At 42.3% G+C, this 4567-nt stretch carries 5 protein-coding genes; 2 read left to right on the forward strand and 3 right to left on the reverse strand.

Annotation, left to right across the window (positions count from 1 at the left end; translation table 11 throughout):
* Window positions 1-25 precede the first annotated feature (25 nt).
* Window positions 26-715 carry a glycerophosphodiester phosphodiesterase family protein gene (locus Q0081_RS06695; protein WP_298350563.1) on the reverse strand — a complete coding sequence of 230 codons (690 nt, stop codon included), beginning with the start codon at window positions 713-715 and terminating at the stop codon, window positions 26-28.
* A 51-nt stretch (window positions 716-766) separates the two neighbouring features.
* On the opposite strand from Q0081_RS06695, the gene Q0081_RS06700 reads away from it, so the two are divergent.
* Window positions 767-1498: an NIPSNAP family protein gene (locus Q0081_RS06700; RefSeq protein WP_298350565.1), complete on the forward strand. Its 732-nt coding sequence runs from the start codon at window positions 767-769 to the stop codon at window positions 1496-1498.
* A gap of 46 nt (window positions 1499-1544) precedes the next feature.
* Window positions 1545-2396: a cytochrome c gene (locus Q0081_RS06705; protein ID WP_298350567.1), complete on the forward strand. Its 852-nt coding sequence runs from the start codon at window positions 1545-1547 to the stop codon at window positions 2394-2396.
* Window positions 2397-2400: 4 nt separating this feature from the next.
* Here the strand turns inward: Q0081_RS06705 and Q0081_RS06710 are convergent, their stop codons facing one another.
* Window positions 2401-3264 carry an alpha-1,2-fucosyltransferase gene (locus tag Q0081_RS06710; RefSeq protein WP_298350569.1) on the reverse strand — a complete coding sequence of 288 codons (864 nt, stop codon included), beginning with the start codon at window positions 3262-3264 and terminating at the stop codon, window positions 2401-2403.
* Window positions 3265-3285: 21 nt separating this feature from the next.
* The gene (locus tag Q0081_RS06715) at window positions 3286-4392 is read right to left on the reverse strand and encodes a glycosyltransferase family 4 protein (protein WP_298350571.1); all 1107 of its coding nucleotides are present in this window, start codon (window positions 4390-4392) and stop codon (window positions 3286-3288) included.
* Window positions 4393-4567 lie beyond the last annotated feature (175 nt).

Raw genomic sequence — 4567 nt, forward strand, 5'->3', positions numbered from 1 at the left:
GAATCCCTTTTTTTTTTTTTTTTTTTCACAACTCAGCATTGGGCTCGCGCGTACCCACATACGCAATCATGCGATTGTCAGGAATACCCAAATCATGGTGACGTTGGTATTCTTCAGTGTTCCGAATCGTCACCGAAATCATCACTTCGGAATCAAGACGATGCACCTTGGCCGCATCTTGGGCGTTGTAGGTGATGATGGCTGCGTAGTTATGCGCATGATTTTGTTTCACTAATTCAACTACTTTCTCAAAAGGAACGCTGCGCTTGACGTCAAGCGTAAACGTAACTTTGTCTTTACCCCACTTCAATACTTGTGCCAGAGTTGGAATTTTGTACACCGTCAGTGTGCCTTTATTATCTTCCAGTCGCAGCGATTGACAGTAGTCCCAAGTTACTTCCCGAATTTTGCCACTGCCCGTAGTGGTGCGTTCGAGGGCGTCGTCGTGCATCATTATCAGCATGCTGTCCTGCGTCATGGAAATGTCACATTCAATGATAACCGGCATTTGTTTGGCCAACCAGTCAAACGATTCGATGCAATTTTCGGGGTAACCGGCATAATCTCCGCCGCCCCGGTGCGCACTAATGAGCGGTGTTGAGGCCGATGAATACTGAAAGATTTCGCGCTTAACATTGCGCAAATACGTTTTGGGAGCACAACCGGAAAGGGCCGCGATAAAGAAAACTGACAGAAAACTTATTTTTTTAAACATAGAACTGAGGAGGATGTGTCTTTATAAGTACAAATAAACCAATAAACTGATATGTTTAAACAACTTCTTTCTGTTATGCTCCTTTTTGCCGCCTCCCTGACGGCTTCCGCCCAAGATACCCGCTGCTATGAAACCCGCATTTATTACACTCATCCGGGCCGATTGGAGGCATTATTGACCCGTTTTCGTGACCATACTACCAAAATATTTGAAAAACACGGCATGACAAACGTGGGCTATTGGGTGCCTTTGCACGAAGAGAACAAACTGATTTACGTGCTTTCGTACCCCGACCGTGCCGCTCGCGATGCTTCTTGGAAAGCGTTTGGTTCTGACCCCGAGTGGAAAAAAGTGCAATCTGAATCGGAAGTAAGCGGTAAAATTGTGGCGAAAGTCGAAAGTATTTTTATGAACGCAACCGACTTTTCACCCAAAATCAAAGATTCCAAAAGTAAAAAAGAACGCGTTTTTGAGTTACGGACGTATACTGCCAATGCGGGCAAATTACCCGATTTACTGTCGCGTTTTAGAGATCACACTCTTAAATTATTCAAAAAACACGGCATGACTAACGTGGCTTACTGGACGGTAAATGGCAAAGATGATACGCTGATTTACATTTTGGCGCACCCAAGTGAAGAAGACGGCAAAAAAGCATTCGATGCCTTCCGTGCCGATCCTGTTTGGGTAAAAGCACGTGATGAGTCGGAAAAAAATGGAAAATTAACGACCAAAGTGGAATCAGTCTACATGAAAGCCACTGATTTCTCAACGATTAAATAAAGTATACAAGTGTTTATTGAAGTCTGCGATAAAACCCATTTCTATTATGCTTAAACCGCTTTGTGGCCTTTTATTTTTAGCAGTGCTGGGATGCAATACCTCCCAAAAATCTAACAACGAGACCGTTGCTGACTCAACAGCGGTGGACAGCGTTGCAAGTACAGTTCCGAAAAAAGATTCGCTAAGTGTTTATTTGCCCGATATTAAAGCATCCTTACCCGAAGCCCAAACGGTGGAGGTAAAAGATGATCCGGTGTTTTTCAAAGCAAAATCGTACAAAGCGATTCCTTTGTTAACTGTTTTGGACCAATTTCTTCCTGCGTACAAGAGTTTGGATATCAAACAGACTCAAATTGTCTTTGAATGTGAAGATGGTTATAACCCTTCGATGGTATTAGAAAAAGTGCTGAGCAAAAAGGCTTATTTAGCACTTTCAGACGTGGACGCGCCCAAAGGGCAGGATTGGATCAATCCCAAAAAAGGCGACCATGAAATGAAGATAGCGCCATTTTACATCGTTTATACTGACGTACCAGCCAAAGATGTAACTTTCAAATGGCCATATAACTTGGTCAAAATCAGTTTGTCAGCGACGTCAGAAGAGTTGGCGGTTTTATTTCCCAAAGACGATGATACGCAGGTAAAAGGGTTTGAATTGTTTAAGGTCAACTGTTTGACGTGTCATTCGCTCAACAAAGTAGGTGGTAAAATGGGGCCGGAACTTAATTATCCGAAAAGTGTAACCGAATACTGGCAAGTGGACCAAATTAAGCACTTTGTAAAAGCACCGACTTCTTTCCGAAATGAGTGCAAAATGCCCGCAATCACGCACTTGACCGACAAAGAATTAGACGAAATTGTGAGTTATCTCAAGTACATGTCCAAACACAAAGTGTAGGAAATCAAAGTCGAATCCACGTTTCAGGCAATAAGTCCTTGGTATCAAATCGCTCCGTAGAAAACCATTTCTGCGGAGCGATTATTATTTTATCGGGATGCCGATTCAGCCAAGCACCCCACCAACTAAACGTACTGCTGACAATAATTTGATGTTGGCACGAGGCCATGAGTAACAAATCTTCGGGCGCCGAATTTCCCGCAACATACTGCGTTGGGAAATCCAATTGCACATTGGCCTTTGCCCATTCAATGTCGTCAGAAAAGATAAAAAAGGCAGGATTTACAATTCGTTTTACCAAACAGTCAACTGCTTTGTGGTAATAGCCGACTTCGCATGGCTTCAAATAACGATTTGCTCTTGAGGTTGTTATATAATCTCCCCGCCGAATATGCATACTCACCGAAGTACATTGATGGATGGAATGTTTAAGGGTTTCAACGTGCTTTGAAAGCAAAGCAATCGGCGTTAGATCCTCCCGAATAAGGTCTGCAATAGCTTCAAAATACTTCTCCGACTGCCAATACCCATCCAGATAAACATCATTCTGAAGGGATAAAACGGGGGAATAAAAATGAAAATGAGGCTCTTTGAAGTAGTTTGATGACCTATTTCTAAAAAGCTGTCCGACACTTCGAGGAAGAAAACCCAACTCGCCTGTCAACTGATTGATTTCCTGCTTGATAGCTTTCGTTGCCTGTATATTGAAAGAGTCCAATTCGTACGTTCGGTACGTCCAATCGTGGGGGGTATCCAACAAAGAAGTATCTAATTTCAAAACTGTTTGGTTCAAAACGGCCAAATGTCGCCCCAACGCATATTGAAAAAGTTGATTCCCAAGCCCTCCGCTCAATTTTACAATAATCATATTAAATCAAACCTTCGAACTTCATGAGTAGGAAGATAGAATTTTTTGTACCAAAAAATGGTATTGTTTTGCACTTTTCTCCCAACTATATCTTTCCAAGACTGCTTTTTTACCAGCCTTTCCCAATATTTCACAAAGTAAAGAGCCTTTCAAAAGTAACTCCAATTTTTCTTTAAATCCTTCCTGTGTACTGAAGCAAATTCCTCCTTCCAATTCCGACACAGCCCCCACATCTCGACACAGAAAAGGCAATCCTACCGCCATAGCATCCAACAACATTAGCGGTTGCACTTCGGTATGAGTAGCCGAAACAAAGACATCTGCCGCTCGATAAGCGGCGTGCAATTCTTCTTCATTCAATTTCTCAAACAAGAAAACAGTTTTGCCCAACTGCTTATCGGCGCTTTTTTTCAACTGCTCAGAAAATGCATTGAACTCGCTCCCTATCAACACCAAAGCAGTATCTGTCAAGCCCAATTCTATGAACCAACTCAGTAATTCACCCTGGCCTTTTGCAGGTTGAAAATTAGAAACACAAAGCAGAATTTTAGAAGCAGTTATCTGGTTTTCTATGCAAAAATCTACGGACGATTCCTGCAAAAAAGCAGGTCGTGCACCATTAGGAATTATGGAATAGTTGGTCATTCCCCGTTTTTTAGCCAAAATCACGTCCGACATTCGTTGTTTTTCTAATTTGCTGCTTAGAAAAACAAAATGATCAAATTTTGACATTTTCCAGGGAAAGATTGCTGCTGCGACCCGATTTTGCAACCACCACAGTCTTCCTTTTAAACCACTCAAACGCACGTTGAAATTTGTTCCATGACTTACCAAAACCGTTTTCCCTTTCAGCGGTAAAACCGGAATCGCCCAATCGGATACCCAATTGTGCCACCCATGAAAGAAAAACACTTCGGCTTCTGATGGTTTTAAAAGCAATTGGTATTCCGCTTTATTATCAATAGCAACTACCTTAAACGGCACAGTTATGGGTGCTTTAGTACGCGTTACGACCGTAACCTGATAACCCAATTGATGCAAGGCCAACGCCTGCCGGTAGGCCGCTTGCGCCACGCCGTGTTGTTCGGGATAAAACCCAAAGGCTGCGATAAGGATTTTTTTAGACAAGAGAGTCAATAGTTTATTTGCGTTCATTGCGAAAAACCGTTGCGTCCATTACGGTTAAAGGTTGGGGCGTAAATTTTAACCGCAATGGACGCAATAGAATCGCTGAGGGCGCAATGTGTTGATTAAACAATAAAATTAAACCAAATGATTTTTCCAAAACTTCAATTCTTCTTCA

This window comes from Runella sp. (genome assembly GCF_027484545.1).
Taxonomy (GTDB): domain Bacteria; phylum Bacteroidota; class Bacteroidia; order Cytophagales; family Spirosomataceae; genus Runella.